Here is a 19,041-nt window from a genome sequence, read left to right on the forward strand (position 1 = left end):
TTAAATCGGAATAGACTAAAAACATCTATTTAGGCCCCAGCTTCTTCAGGATTTACTTTTTTTACTACGCTGTAGCGCACCAAAGTCTTCTTGCGTGCCTCATCATGGTTGACGATCGGGAATGGATAGTCGCGACCCAATATGATGCCGGCAGCTTCAAGCTCCAAGTGACCTGCCTCCCAAGGCGCATGAATGGATTTTTTGGATAACTTATCTAGTTGCGGTAAATAGCGGCGGATAAACTTACCTTCGGGGTCAAATTTTTCAGATTGTGTAATGGGATTAAAGATTCTAAAGTAGGGCTGCGCATCACACCCGGATGAAGAGGCCCACTGCCAGCCACCATTATTGGATGAGAGTTCAAAGTCGTTTAGGTGTTTGGCGAAATAGGCTTCGCCCCAGTGCCAATCGATTCCCAGATCTTTACTTAAGAAGCTTGCCACGACCATGCGTAAGCGGTTGTGCATGTAGCCAGTTTGATTGAGCTGATGCATGGCCGCATCCACGAGTGGATAGCCTGTTTTGCCTTCGCACCAGGCTTTGAATAGTTTGTCAGCATGGGCGCCACTTTCCCATTGAATCTGTTCATAGTCTGGCTTAAAGGCAGCTCCGCTAGCAAGGCGAGGGTGGTTCGCCAGAATCATGAAATAAAAATCTCGCCAAATTAATTCGCTCAACCAAATGGTGGCACCCATGCTGCCCGCAAGCATGCGTCGATGGGCTTCTCGAACCAAGCCCCTGATGGATAGCATGCCAAAGCGCAAATGGGTAGAAAGGTAGCTTACCCCTTTAATAGCGGGGAAATCTCGACCAATCTGGTACTGGTCAATGCGGAGCAGAAAGTCCTCTAGGAAACTTTGACCACCTTCAGATCCTGGCGGTAGGTAGGTTTCAATCCCAGTGGGTGTGAAACCCATAGATTGCAGGCTTGGGAGATTGCCTTGTAGCGCTTTAGGTATTGGGCCCCACTGTCCCTTTTTGGGAGTGCAGTCATAAGCGGCAATATCTTTTTCTTGAAGCGTTTTGAGCCAGTTATTTTTGTAGGGAGTGAAAACTGAAAATACCGTATTAGAGTTCGTCAGAATTTCTTTCTTCTCAAAGATGACTTGATCTTTAAACGTTTCAAAACCAATACCCAGTTTATTGAGTGAAGTACTTACCGATAAATCTCGCTCAATTGCACAAGGCTCATAGTCATGATTGGTATATACGGTATTGACGCCCAAAGTCTCCGCAATCTTTGGAATGCACGAAGTAGGCTTGCCAAACTGAACAATCAGTCCTCCACCTTGATTTCGTAATTGCTCATCGATTTGCTTTAGACCTTGCCAAATAAAATCTACGCGGCGATCATGTTTGAGACCGCTTGCATCTAGATCTTCAGACTTGAGCGGATCCAGAATATCGGTATCGAAGATAAACGCTAGCCAAACTTGAGCATTATTTTTCAGGGCGTGATGAAGCGCTGCATTGTCATAGAGACGCAGGTCGCGACGGAGCCAAACGAGAGCTTTTTGCATAGCCCCTATATTAGGGCTTATTGACTAATTGCGCCCGGCTTGCAGGTAATATTGCCTATATGGACACCCTATTTTTTATCATTTCCAAAATCGTGCAGTTTTGCATTGAGCCCTTAAATTGGGTCATTGTCTTTGTCGCCCTCAGCCTCTTATTTTTGAGTCTTAGAAAACCACATTTATGTAAGCGTTTTTTGGTGCTGGCAATGGCTGATTTGTTACTTGTTGGCTGGCTCCCAAGTTCTGAACTGTTTCTCAGGGCCCTGGAAGAAGCAGTGCCAAAAATCAATGTAGCGCAGATTTCTCAAAATGATCTTGGTGGAATCATTATTTTGGGCGGCGCTATCGAGGGTGGTGAAATTGCGGTAGATCGGGGCGAGATCTCTATTGGATCTGCTGCAGAGCGGGTGACCAAAGCCTTTGAGCTGATTCGTCGTTATCCAGATCTACCCTATATTTTCAGTGGCTTTTCTGGTCGACTGTCGCCAAAAGGGGTATCTGAGGCCGATGCTTTTAAGCAGTTAATTGCTGAGCAGGGGCTCCCGGACCAGAATGCCCAATATGAGAATCAATCTCGCAATACCTACGAGAATGTTCTCTATATGAAGCCGATGATTCTGGAGCTCGAGGCTAAAGGCATCAATGGGGGGGTACTAACTCCTAAGCCTTGGCTTCTTATTACCTCAGCAAGTCATATGTATCGATCTTTGCGGATCTTTCAAAAACAGGGGATAGAAGTAATTCCTGTACCGGTGGATTATCAAACTGCGCATAAGCTGCACTGGACTGGATTTGACTTGGAGGATGGTGCGAAAAATTGGAACAATTTACTGCATGAAGTCATTGGGCTTGTAGCTTACTGGATGACTGGAAAAATCTAGAGCGCAAGAATTCACTTTTAAGCTCATGAGGTGCCAAATTCGGTAAAATAAGCCCAATGAGCACGGCTAAAAAAGCCCCCGTGGGACAAGATGTCAATCTCACCCAGAATCCCCAGGCGTCAAACTTGGGATCTGTGATTTCTTTTTCAGCTGACCATCTTGCCAATCAATTCTTGATTGCCATGCCAGGAATGGCTGATCCCAATTTTGCGGGTACTGTCATTTATCTGTTTGAGCATACTGATCGTGGTGCAATGGGTCTGGTAGTCAATCGCCCCACTGAGGTGGATTTAGCTTCGCTTTTTGACAAGATCGAAATCAAACTAGAAAGTACACCTTTATCAACTCAACCAGTGTATTTCGGTGGCCCGGTGCAGGTAGAGCGAGGATTTGTATTGCATGAACCTAATACTGGCAGTCTCTATAGATCTTCTTTGGCAGTTCCTGGTGGCTTGACCATGACAACCTCTAAGGATGTCTTGGAGGCAGTTGCCATAGGGAATGGGCCAAGAAAATTTTTAATGACTTTGGGTTATGCAGGTTGGAGTGCTGGCCAACTTGAGGAGGAAATCAGCCTCAATGGTTGGATGAACGTTCCTTTGTCTCGTCAGCAAATGACGGAGATTATTTTCGATACCCCTGTAAGTCAACGCTATGAACGTACGATGAGTCATTTGGGCTTTGATCCCAGCCATTTGTCTAGCGAGGCTGGACATGCCTGAGGAAGGGAAGCGTCAAGACCTGACGGTGATGGCTTTTGACTATGGCACACGTCGGATTGGCGTAGCGATTGGCAATACCTTGAGCAAATCCGGACAGGCATTAAAGATCATTGAGGAATCATCTGAGGATATGCGCTTTCGAGCAATTGAACTATTACTGAAGGAGTGGCAACCAAATCAGCTGGTGGTGGGCTTACCATGTCACCCCGACGGTACTGAACATGAAATGAGCGCCAAAGCGCGCCGCTTTGGAAATCAGCTACACGGTCGCTTTGGATTACCAGTCGATTGGGTGGACGAGCGCTATAGCTCGGCAATTTTAGAGTCTGATTCCAAGATGCGGGACAATTTGGATGCCGAATCGGCAGCCCTGATTTTGGAGCAGTATTTTCTTGAAAAGAATTGGATAAGTTGAGATGAATGCAGAGCAGTCCTATCTGAAATTACTAGAGACTTTGAGTCAGCGAAAAAAGGCCGGTGACTCATTTGAGCTGGCTGGTCTTGCAATGGGTGGTGCTTGGATCGCAGAACGCTTGGCAAAGGATCTCAATTTATCTCACTATGGCGCCATTAATGTGGCCTTTCATCGCGATGATTATGCTGAGAAAGGTATGACAGCGCTTCGTACTGCCAGTACCATGCCTACCCATCTTCCTTTTGAAGTCAATGGCACAAGCATCATTTTGATCGACGATGTTTTGCTGACTGGTCGTACAGTTCGTGCGGCACTCAATGAGTTATTTGATTTTGGTAGGCCGGCAAAGGTGGAGTTAATGGTCTTAGCTGATCGTGATAATCGAGAATTGCCCATAGCGGCTGACTTTGTGGGAGAGCGAGTGACTATTCCTGATAATCAAATTTTAGTTCTAGAAAAAGATGGTGCTGGCAAGTTCAGCTTCCAGTTAGAGGGGCGTGCAGAATGAGTGGCATTAATAATTCAGTGATTACTCCGGTAAATCAATTTAATGCCGCTGGTGAGTTAACCCACTTATTGACTTTAGAGGGTTTGCCAAAAGAGCACATTCTTCACATTCTCGATACTGCTCAGCAATTTGTGAGCATTACTGATCCTGCTAGAGAGGTAAAAAAAGTGCCGCTCCTGCGGGGTAAAAGTGTTTTCAATCTCTTTTTTGAAAACTCGACCCGTACACGTACCACTTTTGAAATTGCAGCCAAGCGTTTGTCCGCAGATGTTATCAATTTAGATATTTCAACTTCCTCAACCGCAAAGGGTGAGAGCTTATTAGATACGATTGATAACTTAGTAGCTATGCAGGCTGATATTTTTGTAGTGCGCCATAGCGTCTCTCGAGCACCCATTGAAATTGCGCAGCATGTCCCACCGCATGTGCATGTGGTTAATGCTGGTGATGGTAGTCATCAGCATCCCACCCAGGGCTTGCTCGATATGTATACGATGCGCCACTTTAAAAAAGACTTTAGCGGACTCAAGGTGGCGATCATCGGTGACATTGTCCATAGTCGTGTTGCTAAATCGAATATTTGCGCCTTAAGAACTTTGGGTTGCACAGATATAAGAGCGATTGGCCCAGAAAGCCTTTTGCCAAATGACCTAGACATGCAGGGTGTAAAGGTTTTCCACAGCATGGAAGAAGGTCTCAAAGGTGTTGATGTAGTAATGACTCTACGGATCCAGAAAGAGCGCATGGAAATAGGGCAGGTGCCAGAAGGCGACGCCTTTTTTAAGCAGTATGGCTTAACGCCCGCGCGTTTAGCCTTGGCAAAGTCCGATGCCATTGTGATGCATCCAGGCCCTATGAATAGAGGCGTAGAAATTGATTCAGTAGTGGCTGATGGTCCTCAGTCTGTCATTCTGAATCAGGTGACTTTTGGTATTGCAGTGCGTATGGCGGTCATGTCTATTGTTGCGGGTAATTGATATCAAGCTGGATGAATTGGTGAATATTCAAAGTTCCATTACCTTACCTTCTGTCACCGTTAAAAAACGTTGGTTAATTCTGACCCACGCCTTTAATATGGATGGCCGTGCAGCAAGTCTGACGATTACAGATAAGATTCCTTACTTATTAGAGGCTGGAGTTGAGCCGATTGTGTTTAGCGCAATTACTGGTTTGAAAGATTCCCGTTTTCCGCATTATCAATTTATTGCTTGGGGTCCATCAGGATTTCGGTTTGATTTTCGACACTGGGTGGCTAATAAGTATGGGCGAGGTTTAATTTACAAACTGACGACCAGAACAGTTTCTTTATTGTTGGCCCCCTTTATTGCAATTGAGAAGCTTTTGCTTGGCTACTCAAGTCAATGGTCCTGGTCACTTCCCGCTTTCTTGCATGGTTATAGATTAATTCGTGCTGGCAAGGTAGATGTGGTGCTCTCAGTTGGTAGTGCGTGGTCCGCTCACCTTGCCGGTGTTTGGTTAAAGAAGGCTACTGGTATTGAGTTGATCTCTGAAGTGCATGATCCTTTGGTGATTCGAAAAAGTCCAGAGGATCAAGGTTTTGAGAAGCCTAAAAATCGTGATGCCCGTTTTCGTCACTACTTAGAAAATCAACTAACGCGATTTTCCGACAAGGTCTGGTGGTTTACTGACGGTGCTTTGCATTACGCAAAGGTTCGTAATGTGAATCTGAATACCCCTAATAATGCTCATGGGTTTGTTGTAACGCCTGGGGCTGAGCCTCCAGGGGGTCTAGAGAGCAACCAGACTCATCAATACACTGAGCAATTAAACCTTTGCCATTTTGGTTCCTTGGCAAACGACCGCTCGCTTTCTACCATTCTTAAGGCCTTAGTGCCTTTGCTAAAAAAATATCCAGAGGCTCGAGATCAAATTCGAATACACGCTTACGGTGCGCCTTTAGATTCTTTATCTGTCGATTCAATAAAGCAATTGGGTTTTGAAGATATTTTGCTGGCTCATGGTCGCTTAGAGAGGGATCCAGTTTCCGGAAAATCGGGCCGTCAACAAGTGGCTGAAAAGATGCAGGCAGCTGATGCGCTAATTTTGTTACATGGCAATGATGAGTGGTGTGCTGAGTACATTCCATCAAAGTTCTACGATTACCTCTGGACTGGCCGCCCAATCTGGGGCATTACACATCGCAATCCTCAGTTAGATCAAATGCTACTAGATAGAGGTGCTTACTTAAGTGCTGAGGGTGATTCAGCCGGAGTTTCTATGGCGCTTGAGAGAATTTGGTTAGACTGGCAGTCAAAGCAGTTGATTGAGCCAATTTGGAAGCCAATTGGTGTGGATCAAGCGGTGAATACCATATTGACCCAAGTACAAAGTCGCGCAAAATAATTATAGGAAGCTCGTTTGAAAGACTTCGTTCTCTATTGCAAATCGTATTCTAGAGATTTTCTGCGCCTAAAGCGCCTGCTAGAGTCTGTAAATCAATTCAATATTGATTGCCTAGATTTTTACATCTCCACCCCAAAATCAGAGAAAGAATTGCTAGAAAACGTTCTTGGTAAGAGGGGTTACGTCTGGGTGGCAGACGAGGAAATTGTTGTTGCAAATCCTAAGGCGGATTTTGCAAAATACCAAGTAATGCCTGGCGGTCTTTCGCAGCAAATTATTAAGTCTGAATTTTGGCGGCTCGGATTTGCAGAAAACTATTTGTGCCTTGATTCTGATTGCGTCTTCATCCGCAATTTTTATAAAGCAGATTTTCTGACAAGTGATGGCGTGCCTTACACAGTACTTCATCAAAACAAGGAACTCTTCCAAATTGCAACTAACCGTGGCCAAGAGAAGGTGGAGAGAGATCTTCGCATGGAGGCGGAGCGTGTCAAAGCGGTGTTTGATCGAAAGGGCCCTAACTTTTATTGCGCGCCAGCCCCATTCATTTGGTCTGCAAAGGTATGGAAATCTCTGGACGAGCAATACTTGCAAGCAAAAGGCATTTGCTTATGGGAATTGATTAGCCCGGATCTGCCTGAGACCTTAATTTATGGTGAAGCATTACTTAAATACCGCGCTATTCCCCTAATTGCGATTGAGCCACTATTCCGAACCTATCACTATGACTGGCAATATTTTCTAATGAAGCGTTTAGGTGAAACGCGGGCCAAGCTTGTGCAAAATTATCTCGGGATCATTTACCAGTCGGCCTGGGAGTCAGAGCTAACGCTTGGACAATCCCAAAAGCCTCTTGCGTCACAGCTACTAAAGCGCCTCAAGCGATTTGGTCGCTATTTACAAAGCTTTATCTAATGACAAAACCAGTAGTTAGCGTTCTGATGCCCGCTTTCAATGTTGAGGCATACATTGCCGCCGCTATTGAAAGCATCTTAAATCAGACTTTTGTTAATTTTGAGTTCATTGTTCTTGATGACGGCTCTAGCGATGGCACTGCCGAGATTATTGACTCTTATGTTGATACTCGTATGAAAAAAGTATTTCTTCCCAAAAATAAAGGTTTGGTCAGCGCTAGAAATGCCTTGGTGGAGATGGCGCAAGGTGAATACATTGCCTTTTTGGATTCGGATGATATTGCTGAACCCAAGAGATTAGAGCTTCAGCTTCAATATTTGCAATCTCATTGCCTAGATCTGTGTGGCACAGATCATTGGGTGCTTCATCAAGCCACTGGCAAAATTAAGCGCTCCAAACAACGTCATTCGGACGCGGATATTCGCGCCATGATTTCTGTATGTAGCCCCCTCTGCAATCCATCTGTGATGGGTCGAGCTGAGGTTTTCAAAAAGACTCCCTATTTACCTGGTAATGATGGTGCGGAAGATTATGTGATGTGGGTTAATTTGGCACTAGATGGATGTAAGTTTGGAAATGTACCTCAAAATTTAATCACTTACCGCGTACATGCACATCAAATTAGCCAGGTTCAAAACTCCAAAGTAAATACTATTTTTGATGAGCGAAGAGCCATGTATCTCAATACTTTAGGAATTGATCGTTGCTTGATTCCTAGAAGATTGCATTGGTTGGAAAGGTTAAAAATTGGCGGTCAATTTTTAATGGAATTGAATCAAAAGATTCCTGGCATTTCAGTGGCAGCCAATTATCAAATATATTCTCGGTATCAGTTTCGGGGTAATGGTATTTTTACGCCCCTGACCCGTTTAGAGCGCTTAATGATGGCTGCTATTGCTTCAATTTTTGGGTAATTCGCGCGCTAGTCTTTAGATTCTATGCCATTCTGGTGGCAGCAAATCATCCCAACTTTTATGAGTGTCATTCGTCCAGTTCTGCGGCGCAATTACAAATGGATTGGGATTGGAGTTGAGCCAGGCACCCCACCAACTTAAAGAGCTATTTGCAATGAGATGTCTTTTACATTGCGACATTAAAAATAGCTCCTGCACAGGGGCATTATGTTCATTCGCGTTCTCAATGAAGTGCAACCTCTCTTGATATGGGAGGTTGGCTTTAGCCCAATTGAGGTCATCTGAAAAAATAAAGAATTGGGTAGCAGGATCTTTTGCTAAGAGCTGATCCATGCCTTTTTGGTAATACTCTAAACCTAAGAATCCATGCACTTTTGCTGCTACGGGCAGATGAATGTAGTCGCCTCTTCGAATATGAACTAGGGCAGAAGAAGTGCCTTGAATTTTTTCTAAGTAAGATTGGTAGTGATTAGATAGAGCCTGTGTCGGTATTATTTCTGAAATTAATTGGCTTCGAATTGAATCAAAATAGCGAAAGGATTGCCAGTAACCCATCAGATATACATCTTGATTTGGATAGGGCTTAAAGTGATTTAGATTTTGATTAAAGCGATAAGGGCGATCACTCAGCACGTAGGGGCTAATTGGCAATATAGTTTGCGCAATTCGGCGCCATCTTTTGGGTGCGGCGATAGGTGACTCTACGTGAGCGATTCCAAAATTGAGTTTTAACTCTGGCAATAGAAATTGTCTTGGGGTGACATCTTCCCAGCCTTGGCTAAACCAATTGATATCTAGCTGTAGTGGGTATCCCAGTCGGTTACTGAGGGCTTTTCCAGTGGCGTACTGGAAAAGCTGATTTCCGAGACCGCCTTGGATTTGGCTTGTGATGTTCATATCCCTATAATTAAAGCATTAGATGAGATCTTTTTTCCTTATTTGCGCTTCTGTCCATCAAATTGATAGGTAATTTATGCTAATTGGCAGTATTTATGGGTGGGAGAACGGCGGGGATGATATTTTCAATCCCCATAGCGCTCGAAACCGCGATAACTGCTTGGAGCCTATGCGTCTGCTGAAGCATGTAGCTGAGCAAAATCAAATTACCCTGCACACCGCTGATATTAACGAGCGCCATCACATTGCCCCCGATTTCTCTTTATATGTGGAGTCTATCGATTTTGTGCCGTCTTTCGCAAAACTGAATTATTTGATTTTGTATGAAACCCCTTTGACTGTCCCAAGAAATGCTGACTATCGTTATTTGAATCAGTTTGATTTCATCTTTACCTGGGATCGAGACTTATTGAAAGATGGTTTTAAGGATGGCAAAGGGAATATCATTCCCAGTAATCGTTTTGCTGGAATTCATCACCCTAATCCCATTCCAACGCAGTGTGCACGTGATTTTCAGAGTCCCAAATTCAATGATCGGAAAGATTTTTTATGCCTTATCGGTAGTAATCGACACGCCAATTTGGTTGATGGACGAGAGCTTTATTCGGAGCGAGTGAGAGCTATTCGGTGGTTTGAGACGCATGCGTTGTATGACTTTAAGCTTTATGGCAACGGATGGAAGGTTCCACAGAAAAGACTGAGTCGCCCAGGCAAGCTTTGTTATCGAGTCGAAAAAATCATTCCTTGGCTAACTGGTAGACCAATCTTCCCGAGTTATCAAGGGCCTGTAAAGACAAAGTACGAAGTACTGAGTCAAACCAAGTTTTGTATTTGTTATGAGAATGCACGCGATATCCCTGGATATATCACGGAGAAAATTTTCGATTGCCTATTTGCTGGCTGTATTCCGATTTATTTGGGCGATGCTCAAGTTTCTCAATCTATACCTTCAACCTGTTTTATTGATTTTCGCAAATTTGGTTCTTACGAAGAGTTATACCAATACATACGGTCAATGACGCCCGAGGAGTTTTCTGAATATCAGGCTTCCGCTCGGAATTTTCTGGTGGGGTCAGGATTTACACCTTTTAGCTCACAGAGTTTTGCTAATGCTATTGTTCAAAAAATAGTCCAAGACTTTCGGTCTCCATAAGTGACTTATTCAGACCTAACTTCCGTGTAAGATGCCTCCATGTCCTTAATAAATGTATTAAAAAAACCTAGAAGGCCGATATCCGAGTCCACAATTTTGTTGGCAGGGCCGGTGCGCAACGCATCGACGCAGATTGGTGATGATTTTGAGCATTTGCTCTCGAGTCTGAATCAATTTAAGAAGGTATTTTGTTTTGTTGTCGAGAGCGACTCAACAGATGATACGGTGGAAAGGCTTGAGCAGTTCTCCAAGGCAATCCCAAACTTTTCTTTTGTGAGCATTGGGCAGCTAAGTAAAACACTATCTAAAAGAACAGACCGAATCGCTTATTGCCGCAATTTGGTGATTGATGCAGTGGCCCAGGACTCAAAATATTCTGATGTTGATTTCATTGCCATGGCCGATATGGATGGAATGAATGGACTAGTTACCCAAGAAAAAATTGCGCAATGTTGGGAGGTTGATGAGCCTTGGGATGTCATTACCGCTAATCAACTGGGTGAATATTATGATGTATGGGCGCTCAGCCATCCTTATTGGAATCCAATGGATTGCTGGGAGCAGAAGCGAAAATTAGAAAATATCTTGGGCGACAAGTCTGCGCAAAATATTGCAGTGGGCTGTAAGCAGGCTGAGATCGATCCTCGAGCAGACCTCATTGAGGTAGATTCTGCATTTGGCGGTTTAGGCATTTACACCAGAGAGGCTTTCTTGGCTGGTCGATATGCTGGAACCGATGATCAGGCTGGAGGCATTGATGTAGCTGACCACATTCCTTTTCATAGGGAGCTGCGCCAAAAGGGGTATCGCATCTTTATTAATCCAGCCTTAATTAACTGCGATAAATCTAATGGAAGTATTCTTGAGGGCCCTCACATTGCTAGGCCCAGAGGTATGCTCAAGGTGATTAAGTATTTCGGAAAGCTTTTATTTGGCAAAAAACGTTTTAACAAGTACTTAGATATTTTGTATACGCCATAAGGCAAAACCAAAGAGATATCCCATGATTTTAGTAACTGGTGGTGCTGGTTTTATTGGAGCTAATTTTGTTTTAGATTGGCTCATATCCTCTGATGCTGAAGGAGTAGTGAATTTAGATAAATTAACCTATGCAGGTAATCTCACAAATCTTCAATCTCTGCAAAAAGATTCTAGGCATGTTTTTGTTCGGGGTGATATTGGTGATAAAGCGCTAGTCTCAAAATTGCTTGCAGAGCATCGCCCATGGGCTATTGTGAACTTTGCTGCTGAGAGTCATGTGGACCGATCGATTCATGGACCCGCTGAATTTGTTCAGACGAATATCGTAGGCACCTTTAATTTATTGGAGTGTGCGCGCGAATATTGGAGTGGACTGCAGGGTATGGAAAAAGAGCAATTTCGTTTTCATCATGTCTCCACTGACGAGGTGTATGGTTCGCTGTCTTTAACTGATCCAGCCTTTACAGAAACGAATCCCTATGAGCCTAATAGTCCGTACTCTGCTTCAAAGGCGGCATCTGACCATTTAGTGCGGGCATGGTTTCATACCTATGGTTTTCCAGTAGTCACTACCAATTGTTCGAATAACTACGGCCCCTATCATTTTCCAGAAAAGTTAATTCCCCTGGTTATTCTCAATGCGCTCAATGGCAAGCCTTTGCCAATTTATGGTGATGGACAGCAGATCCGCGATTGGCTCTATGTGGGAGACCATTGCTCGGCTATTCGCGAGGTGTTAGCTAAAGGTAAATTAGGTGAGACGTACAACATCGGCGGTTGGAATGAAAAGGCCAATATCGATGTGGTCAAAACGATTTGCATTATCTTGGATCAGTTAAAACCACGTCCTGATGGAAAGTCCTATGCCGAGCAAATTACTTTTGTTAAAGACCGTCCTGGACATGATCGCCGCTATGCAATTGATGCCAGCAAAGTAGAGCGTGAGCTTGGTTGGCGTCCAGCAGAGACTTTTGATACGGGAATTCGTAAAACAGTGCAATGGTACTTAGACAACCCAGTGTGGATTGAGGGTGTCGTCAGCGGGTCCTATCGTGACTGGCTATCTAAGCAGTACAACTAGATCGCTAGACCCTATGAAAGTTTTAGTATTTGGTAAAGATGGTCAGTTAGGTAAAGCTTTCCAGCAAACATTGGATGAGTATTTATTGCTTCCTCAAGATAGCAATAGCCAGCCCTCAGTGCGCTATGTTGGACGCGCCCAATGCGATCTTGCGAATGAACAAGCAGTTACCAGTTTGTTAAATGAATCCCAGCCCAATCTCATTATTAATGCCTCTGCATATACTGCGGTTGATAAAGCAGAGACAGAAGTTGATTTAGCTTTTGCTGTCAATGCGCGCGCTCCAGAAATCATGGCTGAGTATGCTGTACAACACGGAGCCACTTTTCTGCACTATTCAACCGATTATGTATTTGATGGAGAAAAGTATGACTTCTATTTAGAGGATGATCTTCGTAATCCCTTGGGGACTTATGGCAAAAGTAAGGCTGCAGGTGAAGAGGCCATTGTCAAAGTCTTTGCTGGCTCGAGTGATCAATCGATGGGTATTGCAGGTCAATATGCTATTTTCAGAACAAGTTGGGTATATGGTGATGGGGGCAACTTCATTCGTACTATCTTGCGTTTAGCCAAAGACCGAGAAGAGTTGAGAGTAATTGAGGATCAGTATGGCGTTCCCACTAGCGCTCTATGGCTAGCAGAGATCAGCTTGGGTTTAGTCATTAATCAGCAGGGTAGTTTAAGAAGGTTTCCATCTGGCATATATCATGCAGTGCCCACTGGTCAGACCAATTGGTATGAGTTAGCAACTTTAGCTGTTCAGACAGCTCTTGATGCTGGCCTAGCCCTGAAATTAAGCCCAAAAACTATTTTTCCAATACCCGCAATTGAGTATCCACTACCAGCTCCTAGGCCAATGAATTCTCGAATGTCCACTGATAAGTTGCACAAGGTATTGGAGACGCTTGGTGATGTGTCAAAATTGCAGCTATTAAATCAATCGTGGGATGAGGGTGTTCGAGCCTATGTTCGAAATCTCGTTCACAGCAGACTTATTTAGAGAGAGTCAGAGTGGCAAATCAAACCAATCGTAAAGGCATTATTTTGGCTGGTGGATCTGGTACGCGTTTATACCCAGTGACTCAAGCTGTTTCTAAGCAATTGATGCCGGTATATGACAAGCCAATGGTGTACTACCCATTAAGTACTCTGATGTTGGCTGGCATTCGAGACATCCTGCTCATTTCCACCCCACACGATACACCTCGCTTTTCAGAATTACTGAGTGATGGTTCGCAGTGGGGTCTGAATATTGAGTACTGTGTTCAACCTTCGCCTGATGGCTTGGCGCAGGCATTTACTTTGGGTAAAAACTTCGTAGGTAATGATCCGAGCGCTTTAGTACTGGGCGACAATATTTTTTATGGACATGAATTAGTTGATCAACTCAATAGCGCAAATCATCGCACTGTTGGGGCTTCGGTATTTGCCTATCACGTCAATGATCCGGAGCGTTATGGCGTGGTGGAGTTTGATAAAGACTATAAGGCAGTGTCTATTGAAGAGAAGCCGTTGGCACCTCGCAGTAGTTATGCAGTAACTGGCTTATATTTCTATGACAACCAAGTATGTGACATTGCTGAATCTATTAAACCAAGTGCTCGTGGCGAGTTGGAGATTACCGATGTCAACCGCGTTTACTTGGAAAAAAATGAACTCAGCGTAGAGATTATGGGGCGCGGCTTTGCTTGGTTAGATACTGGTACACACGACTCATTGCTCGATGCTGCTGGTTTTATTGCAACCCTGCAAAAGCGCCAAGGCCTGATGGTCGCTTGCCCTGAAGAGATTGCGTATCGTCAAGGCTGGATTACTGCTGAAGATGTTCTGAGGGTGGCGACACAACTGAGTAAAAATAGTTATGGCCAGTATTTGAGTAAGATTCTCAAAGAGCTCAATTCTTCTGCGCAAGCTGTTTCTTTGTCGCACAAGAAAGTTGTTGGATGAGCAGGAATATGAGTAACCCGCCAAAGCTACTGCTTACGCCAACAGTAATTGCTGATGTGTTGATCATTGAGCCGAAAGTTTTTGGCGATGATCGTGGTTGGTTTACCGAGTCATTTAATGAGCAAGATTTTGCAGCGTCTACTGGATTGGATGTGAGCTTTGTGCAAGATAACCATTCTTTTTCTCGTCGATGGACATTGCGTGGTTTGCACTATCAACTAGAGCAGACGCAAGGTAAGTTGGTGCGCGTCGTAGCTGGTAGCGTGTTTGATGTAGTGGTAGATATTCGTAAAGACTCATCCACATATGGCAAATGGGTTGGTGTCGAGTTAAGCGCGCAAAATCACAAGCAATTATGGATACCGCCAGGCTTGGCGCATGGGTTCTTGGTTTTATCTGAGACGGCTGAATTTCTTTATAAAACCACGGATTACTATCACCCGCAAAGTGAAGCTTGCCTGGCCTGGAATGATCCAATTGTTGGGATTGAGTGGCCCTTGCCAACAGGCGTTCAGCCAAATATGAATGCAAAAGACACGGCAGGTCTTAGCTGGGATAAAGCGCCTAAGTTCTAAGTATTTCAGGACCATTATTTAAAAGATAAGATAATGCTCACATGAGCAAAGTATCTGCTAATTCTAAAAATCCCAAGATCTTACTGGTCAAGCTCTCCTCGCTCGGGGATGTTTTACATAACCTGCCAATCGTTTGGGATCTACGAGCCCGTTTGCCAGATGCACAAATTGATTGGGTGGTTGAAGAGGGATATGTACACCTACTCACACCACTGTTATCTAGAGACGGTTTTAAAGGGATTGATCGGATTATTCCTTTTGGTCTGCGCCGCTGGAAAAAAAATCTTCTTAAATTATCTACCTGGCGAGAATTTTTTGCTTTTCGTAAGTTACTTCAGGCTACTACATATGATGTGCTTATTGAGACCCAGGGCCTTTTAAAATCTGCCATCGTATGCTTCCTGGCTAAGAAAAGTTTTAATGCTGTAGTTGCAGGCCTTGCTAATGCAACCGAGTTTTCTGGGTATGAGCCATTGGCAAGGTGGTTTTATAACCAGTCTGTTCAAGTTCCAAAACAATGTCACGCAGTAGATCGGTCACGGTGGGTTATGTGCTCTGCTGCAGATTGGCCTTTATTGGAGCGCAGTGATTCTCCCCAGTTTTATCCCCTAGCATTTACGCAGGGCATACCTAAGACTGCAGTCGTTGGATTACAACAGCCCTATGTCTTGTGTTTTCACTCTACTGCGAGAGCAGCAAAGCGTTGGTCGGAAGCCAATTGGGTAGCCTTAGGTAAAGAATTGGCAGCTCGTGGGTATCAAGTGATTCTTCCTTGGGGCAGTCCTGCAGAGAAGTTAGTGAGTCAATCAATTGCTAAAGAGATTCCTAATGCTTTTGTCCCCTCGGCATTTTCTATTCAAGAGGCATTCTCAGTCATTGCTGGTGCTGCCTTAACAGTGGGGGTCGACACTGGCTTGACCCATCTTGCTGCAGTTCTTGGTAAGCCAACTGTTGAAATTTATTGCGATTCACCCCGTTGGAAAACCGAAGGTTACTGGTCTAATCAAATCTGTAACGTAGGCGACATTCAAAATCCACCAAGCATTCAAGAGGTTCTTGATGCATCCTTAAAGCTTTTAAAGCAAGCTTAAATATTGACTAATTTTTAGCTCTCAGCGTAACAGGGTGTTAATAGCAATCAGATCTTCATCTGAGAGCGCTGCTGCATGGGCTTTTAATTTAATGGCATTGAGAATCGTGTTGTAGCGGGCTTGCTGTAGTTGTGAGCGTGTGGTGATCACGGTGTCTAATGCAATTAATACATCAATATTGATTAAGGTCCCTACTTGAAAGCCTAGCTTGCTAGAGTCCAGTGCAGAGGTAGAGGAGCGCTCAGCTGCTTCAAATGCTTTGACGCTGGCTAAGCCGCCATAAAAACCGGTAAAAGCAGCACGCGTATTTTGTGCAGCAGTCCGGCGGTAGTTGTCATAGTTTGCTTTGGCTGCATCTAACAGGGCTGCATTTTGTCGAATCAAGGAGCTGTTATATCCACCAGAAACCAGAGGAATGCTCATTTGTAAGGCAATCGTGTTGTTATAGATATTCGTTTGCGCTGGCGTCAAACTATTGGCAGTTCCATTGGAGGTGTTGTAGCCTGCTGTGCCTACAAAGTTGACTGAAGGGTAGTTCAGTGCTTGCGAAGCCTTAAAGGTACTCTCTGCCAGATTTACTGATAGTTGACCCGCTAGTACATTGAAGTTTGCTGTTTCTGCTTGATGAATCCAATCCTCTAAAGTTTGTCCTTTGGGCAGTATTGGGTTGACACTCTCAGCAATCGGAACGCCATTACTGTCTTTATTTTTAGAGCGCGGGTCCTTTAAAACGCCATCGATTTTAGCTTCCTTAGTTAAGGGCTTTAATGGACCAACGGGGCGTCCAACCAATTGCTCCAACACACCGCGTTTAACAATCAAGTCTGCTTGGGCTGCAATTTCCTGAGAGTTTGCCAAATCAAGAGCAGCTTGGGCGGTATTGATATCCACGACTGTTGCAAGACCCGCATCAAATTTCGCTTGGGCAATTTCCAGTTGTTGGGTAATCAAACTTTTTTTATTACGATATAGCTCAACATTATCTTGGCTGGTCAGTGCATCAAAGTAGGCCTGTGAAACACGGATAATTAAATCTTGCTGCGCTGAATAAAATTGCATATCCGCTATTTTGGTATTCAGATCACCTTGTTTAAATGCCTCGAAGGCCGCAATATTAAATACCGGCTGCGTCAAAGTGACTGTGTAGTTTTTCTGGTCGTAAACCCTGGATGCCGTATTGACACCGGGAGGCGCATTTCCACCGGCATGTTGGTAGTAGCGGGTTGCGCCAGGTACTGCATTGGCTTGAGGCAGCAAGAGGGAAAGACCTTGCCAGTACAACTCTTTGCTCGCTTGATAGTTAAAGCGAGCTGCATTTAAAACGGGGTCGCTAAAAGCGGCCTCTTGGTAGAGGCGAATGAGATCGGTTGCCCCCTCAGCATTCGCTACATTGCTTCCAGCAACATTCGACGGAGCTAGATTAGTGGGGATAGCTGGTTTGGGCGCCAATACCATCTGTGGCGGCATTTCTAGGCCAGTCAAAGATTGCGCGCCAATGGGACTTGGTAAAGAGGGTTTAGCCCCATTTGCACTTTGCGCCAGAGTATTGGATGACAGTGCGCCAAAACCGAATACCTGGCTCAGGATCAAGCTTAGGGTACTGATTTTGAGGGCTTTAAAACCGGGTTTTGTCATCTCATTTAGATAGATTTTCTGTGCCATGAAGTTTAAGGCTTATTTGTACAAAGTGCCTTTATTGACCCTTATTTTGCCAAATCGTCAGCAAGGCTTCATCTATCTATAAAATTAGGGTTATGGATCTTATTTTGCTAGGCAAGGCAGTATTACTGGGGGTAGTGGAGGGCTTAACGGAGTTTTTGCCGATCTCCAGTACGGGGCATCTTATCTTGGTGGGTGACTTACTCGACTTTAATGATGAGCGAGGTAAGGCATTTGAGGTGATTATTCAGTTCGGCGCTATTTTGGCGGTTTGCTGGGAGTTTCGGGAAAAGCTGTGGAAGGTAGCCTCTACCATCAAGACTAGCCCCACCTCCCGTAGATTTGTCATCAATCTAATTATTGCGTCGATTCCGGCAATGGGGCTGGCATTTATTTTTGGCAAGCATATTAAGGCCCTTTTGTTTTCTCCAATACCAGTAGCAAGTGCCTTTATCGTCGGTGGACTCATTATTTTTTGGGCAGAACGTCGACAGCAAAAAATAAGTATTGCGAAAAGCCATATTAAAACAGTGGATGACCTTATGCCAATGGATGCATTAAAGGTCGGGCTGGCACAATGCGCTGCTCTAATCCCAGGGACGTCACGTTCTGGAGCGACGATTATTGGCGGCATGTTATTTGGTTTGCCCCGCGCCGTTGCGACCGAATTTTCTTTCTTCCTAGCAATTCCGGTCATTGGTGGCGCCACTGCCTATGAGTTACTGAAGCTGTGGAAAAATCCGGTAGCCCTTTCTGGTGATTTCACTTGGGCGATTGTGGTTGGGTTTATCTCCGCATTTATCTCCGCATTTATTTGTGTGCGTTGGCTTATTCATTATGTGGCTGGGCATAACTTCATTCCATTTGCTTGGTATCGTATTGTCTTTGGAGTATTGGTCTTGTTTAGTGCATATAGTGGCTTAGTGGCTTGGTCTTAAAAGGATTACAGAAATCATGATGGATGCATCAATAGACGCAATTACTAATAATATTCAGCTGGCCTTAGCCCCCGTTTTTTTATTAACTGCGGTGGCAACATTAATTAATGCTATTTCAGCGCGTTTAGCACGTTCAGTTGATCGCATGCGGGCCATCCAGCAGAAAATTCAAGAAGGCCTTATTCAAGATCAAGCTGTTCTAAGCCATATGAAACAAGAGGCCAATGAAGCAAAAATTCGCGGACGTCTCTGTACTGCGGCAATTTTCTTTGATGTCTTAAGTGGCGTATTCATTTCTTTAACGGTACTTGAGCTATTTTTCTTTCAAGCGGGCGCGGTTCGCTCTCTGCAAGCTACCTATGTCATTTGGACCTTTGTATTGGGTTTAATTTCCTTTATGACTTCACTTTCGATTGTCTTGGGTGAAGTGGTCTTTGCTTATCGTTCCGCTGGTTGGAATACACCCTTTCCTAAATAATCTAT

Annotated in this window: 20 protein-coding genes; 17 read left to right on the plus strand and 3 right to left on the minus strand. The window is 44.4% G+C overall.

All coding sequences use genetic code 11. The features are described 5' to 3' along the window. Nucleotides 1-29: 29 nt before the first annotated feature. Nucleotides 30-1,520 carry a deoxyribodipyrimidine photo-lyase gene (locus FD974_RS01245; protein ID WP_215365070.1) on the minus strand — a complete coding sequence of 497 codons (1,491 nt, stop codon included), beginning with the start codon at nucleotides 1,518-1,520 and terminating at the stop codon, nucleotides 30-32. 203 nt (nucleotides 1,521-1,723) lie between these two features. On the opposite strand from FD974_RS01245, the gene FD974_RS01250 reads away from it, so the two are divergent. The 8 genes from FD974_RS01250 (at nucleotide 1,724) to FD974_RS01285 (ending at nucleotide 8,236) form a co-directional block, all read left to right on the plus strand. Further along, nucleotides 1,724-2,398 carry a YdcF family protein gene (locus FD974_RS01250; RefSeq protein WP_251374624.1) on the plus strand — a complete coding sequence of 225 codons (675 nt, stop codon included), beginning with the start codon at nucleotides 1,724-1,726 and terminating at the stop codon, nucleotides 2,396-2,398. Between the two features lie 137 nt (nucleotides 2,399-2,535). Continuing rightward, a complete protein-coding gene (locus FD974_RS01255) occupies nucleotides 2,536-3,120 on the plus strand; it encodes a YqgE/AlgH family protein (RefSeq protein WP_215366521.1) in 585 nt (194 codons plus the stop codon). Next, nucleotides 3,113-3,535, plus strand: coding sequence for a Holliday junction resolvase RuvX (gene ruvX, locus FD974_RS01260; RefSeq protein ID WP_215365071.1), 423 nt, complete (start codon nucleotides 3,113-3,115; stop codon nucleotides 3,533-3,535). The genes FD974_RS01255 and ruvX overlap by 8 nt, the downstream gene beginning before the upstream one ends. Before the next feature lies 1 nt (nucleotide 3,536). After that, complete coding sequence (gene pyrR / locus FD974_RS01265) at nucleotides 3,537-4,043, plus strand: bifunctional pyr operon transcriptional regulator/uracil phosphoribosyltransferase PyrR (RefSeq protein WP_215365073.1); 507 nt, start codon at nucleotides 3,537-3,539, stop codon at nucleotides 4,041-4,043. Further along, on the plus strand, nucleotides 4,040-5,020 hold the full coding sequence (locus FD974_RS01270; protein ID WP_215365075.1) for an aspartate carbamoyltransferase catalytic subunit: 981 nt from the start codon (nucleotides 4,040-4,042) through the stop codon (nucleotides 5,018-5,020). Before pyrR ends, FD974_RS01270 begins: the two co-directional genes overlap by 4 nt. Then, nucleotides 5,004-6,407, plus strand: coding sequence for a hypothetical protein (locus FD974_RS01275; protein ID WP_251374625.1), 1,404 nt, complete (start codon nucleotides 5,004-5,006; stop codon nucleotides 6,405-6,407). The genes FD974_RS01270 and FD974_RS01275 overlap by 17 nt, the downstream gene beginning before the upstream one ends. Before the next feature lie 15 nt (nucleotides 6,408-6,422). After that, nucleotides 6,423-7,322: a DUF6492 family protein gene (locus FD974_RS01280; protein ID WP_215365076.1), complete on the plus strand. Its 900-nt coding sequence runs from the start codon at nucleotides 6,423-6,425 to the stop codon at nucleotides 7,320-7,322. Then, the gene (locus tag FD974_RS01285; RefSeq protein WP_215365078.1) at nucleotides 7,322-8,236 is read left to right on the plus strand and encodes a glycosyltransferase family 2 protein; all 915 of its coding nucleotides are present in this window, start codon (nucleotides 7,322-7,324) and stop codon (nucleotides 8,234-8,236) included. The genes FD974_RS01280 and FD974_RS01285 overlap by 1 nt, the downstream gene beginning before the upstream one ends. A gap of 15 nt (nucleotides 8,237-8,251) precedes the next feature. Here FD974_RS01285 and FD974_RS01290 read toward each other — a convergent pair whose 3' ends face one another. Beyond that, complete coding sequence (locus FD974_RS01290; RefSeq protein WP_215365080.1) at nucleotides 8,252-9,133, minus strand: alpha-1,2-fucosyltransferase; 882 nt, start codon at nucleotides 9,131-9,133, stop codon at nucleotides 8,252-8,254. Between the two features lie 169 nt (nucleotides 9,134-9,302). On the opposite strand from FD974_RS01290, the gene FD974_RS01295 reads away from it, so the two are divergent. Genes FD974_RS01295 through waaC form a run of 7 tightly spaced genes read left to right on the plus strand, consistent with a single transcriptional unit; the run spans nucleotide 9,303 to nucleotide 15,961 of the window. Further along, the gene (locus tag FD974_RS01295) at nucleotides 9,303-10,286 is read left to right on the plus strand and encodes a glycosyltransferase family 10 domain-containing protein (protein WP_215365082.1); all 984 of its coding nucleotides are present in this window, start codon (nucleotides 9,303-9,305) and stop codon (nucleotides 10,284-10,286) included. 39 nt (nucleotides 10,287-10,325) lie between these two features. Further along, a complete protein-coding gene (locus FD974_RS01300) occupies nucleotides 10,326-11,267 on the plus strand; it encodes a glycosyltransferase family 2 protein (protein ID WP_215365084.1) in 942 nt (313 codons plus the stop codon). Between the two features lie 22 nt (nucleotides 11,268-11,289). Next, nucleotides 11,290-12,348 (plus strand): dTDP-glucose 4,6-dehydratase, encoded by a 1,059-nt coding sequence (gene rfbB / locus FD974_RS01305; RefSeq protein WP_215365086.1) that lies wholly within the window; start codon nucleotides 11,290-11,292, stop codon nucleotides 12,346-12,348. A 13-nt stretch (nucleotides 12,349-12,361) separates the two neighbouring features. Next, the gene (gene rfbD, locus FD974_RS01310) at nucleotides 12,362-13,348 is read left to right on the plus strand and encodes a dTDP-4-dehydrorhamnose reductase (RefSeq protein WP_215365087.1); all 987 of its coding nucleotides are present in this window, start codon (nucleotides 12,362-12,364) and stop codon (nucleotides 13,346-13,348) included. Nucleotides 13,349-13,359: 11 nt separating this feature from the next. Then, a complete protein-coding gene (gene rfbA, locus FD974_RS01315) occupies nucleotides 13,360-14,295 on the plus strand; it encodes a glucose-1-phosphate thymidylyltransferase RfbA (RefSeq protein WP_215365089.1) in 936 nt (311 codons plus the stop codon). Between the two features lie 8 nt (nucleotides 14,296-14,303). Further along, entirely contained in the window at nucleotides 14,304-14,870 is a 567-nt protein-coding gene (gene rfbC / locus FD974_RS01320; protein WP_215365091.1) for a dTDP-4-dehydrorhamnose 3,5-epimerase, read from the plus strand. Nucleotides 14,871-14,911: 41 nt separating this feature from the next. After that, nucleotides 14,912-15,961 (plus strand): lipopolysaccharide heptosyltransferase I, encoded by a 1,050-nt coding sequence (gene waaC / locus FD974_RS01325; RefSeq protein WP_215365093.1) that lies wholly within the window; start codon nucleotides 14,912-14,914, stop codon nucleotides 15,959-15,961. Between the two features lie 21 nt (nucleotides 15,962-15,982). Here waaC and FD974_RS01330 read toward each other — a convergent pair whose 3' ends face one another. Next, nucleotides 15,983-17,596, minus strand: a complete 1,614-nt coding sequence (locus FD974_RS01330; protein WP_215365095.1) for a TolC family protein — start codon at nucleotides 17,594-17,596, stop codon at nucleotides 15,983-15,985. Between the two features lie 119 nt (nucleotides 17,597-17,715). Between FD974_RS01330 and FD974_RS01335 the strand changes: the two genes are divergently transcribed. Together FD974_RS01335 and FD974_RS01340 are read left to right on the plus strand one after the other, a co-directional pair. Then, entirely contained in the window at nucleotides 17,716-18,558 is an 843-nt protein-coding gene (locus tag FD974_RS01335) for an undecaprenyl-diphosphate phosphatase (protein WP_215365096.1), read from the plus strand. Between the two features lie 16 nt (nucleotides 18,559-18,574). Continuing rightward, on the plus strand, nucleotides 18,575-19,036 hold the full coding sequence (locus tag FD974_RS01340; RefSeq protein ID WP_251374626.1) for a DUF2721 domain-containing protein: 462 nt from the start codon (nucleotides 18,575-18,577) through the stop codon (nucleotides 19,034-19,036). The last annotated feature ends 5 nt before the right edge of the window (nucleotides 19,037-19,041 follow it).

Source organism: Polynucleobacter sp. es-EL-1 (genome assembly GCF_018687975.1).
GTDB lineage: Bacteria > Pseudomonadota > Gammaproteobacteria > Burkholderiales > Burkholderiaceae > Polynucleobacter.